Annotated in this window: 2 protein-coding genes; one reads left to right on the top strand and one right to left on the bottom strand. The window is 65.6% G+C overall.

The window, feature by feature from the left end; all coding sequences use genetic code 11:
* Nucleotides 1-592: HAMP domain-containing sensor histidine kinase (locus EN969_RS30885; RefSeq protein ID WP_164758649.1), on the top strand; the 592-nt coding region annotated here is incomplete at its 5' end.
* Between the two features lie 28 nt (nt 593-620).
* Here the strand turns inward: EN969_RS30885 and EN969_RS30880 are convergent.
* Nucleotides 621-1,466, bottom strand: an 846-nt coding sequence (locus tag EN969_RS30880; RefSeq protein WP_245467573.1) for an ABC transporter permease, incomplete at its 5' end; no start/stop codon positions are given.

Raw genomic sequence — 1,466 nt, 5'->3', positions numbered from 1 at the left:
GGCAAGCTATGCGCTTCGCGAAAGTGCCGCCGATGCCCGCCAGGAGGCGCTGGTGGCGCTGCAGGCGAGTTCCGGCAAACTGGCGCGGCTGGCCGAACAGCTCTTGACCCTGTCACGCGCCGAGCCAGGCAGCCGGCGGCCGCGCGCCGACCGCATTGACCTGGCGGAAGCCGCCCGGCACGTGCTGGAAACCCTGGCGCCAACGGCCATCGATCGCAAAATAGATCTCGGCCTCGAGGAGGCTGGCCCCGTTCCGGTCATCGGCGACGGCACCATGCTGCGCGAGATGATCGTCAACCTCGTCGACAACGCACTGCGCTACTCCCGGGCTGAGGGCAGTGTCACGGTGAAGCTGGCGGCCATCGACGGCGAAGCCGTGCTGACGGTCGCCGACGACGGGCCTGGCATTCCGGCGGACGAGCGAGACCATGTCTTCGAGCGCTTCTACCGTATTGCCGGTTCGACCGAGGAAGGCAGCGGGCTGGGACTCGCCATTGTACGCGAGGTCGTCGAAAATGCCGGCGGCCGCGTCACCCTTGGGGATGGCGCGGCCGGCGGTCTGTTGGTTGAGGTCAGGCTGCCGCTGGCCTGACCGGTCAGGCTGCCCCTGGTCTGACCGATCACGTTCCCTGCTCGTTGAACGGCGCCGGCCGCCACTTCACGACATAGTTCTCGAAGCGGGTGATGATGAACTCCACCACCAGCGCCATGACAGCCAGGATGATCATCGCGGCGAACACGCCATTGGCGTTGAAGGCGCCCTGCGCGGTCGAGATCAGCAGGCCCATGCCTTGCTTGGCGCCGAGGAACTCGCCGACCACCGCGCCGACCAGCGCGAAGCCGAAGCTGACATGCAGGCTGGCGAGGATCCAGCTCATCGCCGAAGGAATGATGACGGTGCGGGTGATCTGGAACGGCGAGGCGCCAAGGATCTGGGCATTGGCGATCATTGCCCTGTCGGCCTCGCGCACACCCTGGAAGGCGTTGGCGAAAACAACGAAGAACACCATCACCACGGCAAGCGCCACCTTGGACGCCATGCCGAGGCCGAGCGCGATGATGAACACCGAGCCGAGCACGACGCGCGGCACCGAATTGGCGATCTTGATGTAGATCGAAAAGACATCCGCCAACAGCCGATTGCGGCCGAGGATGATGCCGGCGGCGATGCCGCCAAGGGCACCGATGACAAAGCCGAGGAAGGTTTCCTCCAGCGTCACGTAGATCTGCAGCCAGAGTGGGCCTTGCGAGGTGCCTTCGGTGATCCACGACCAGATCTGCTGCCAGATGCCAGAAGGGCTGGCGAAGAAGAACGGGTCGATGATGTTGTAGTCGGCGCCGAGTTCCCACAGGCCAAGGAAGACGACCAGGATCGCCAGGCGCAAGGAGATGACAAGCGCGTGGCGGCGGCGCAGCCTTGCCCTCGCCCGGGCTTCGGCAACGGCGATGGAAGCATCGCGGACGGC

It is taken from the genome of Mesorhizobium sp. M7A.F.Ca.CA.003.01.2.1, from assembly GCF_003998945.1.
Lineage (GTDB): Bacteria > Pseudomonadota > Alphaproteobacteria > Rhizobiales > Rhizobiaceae > Mesorhizobium > Mesorhizobium ciceri.
This window is presented reverse-complemented; position numbering and strand designations above follow the sequence as displayed.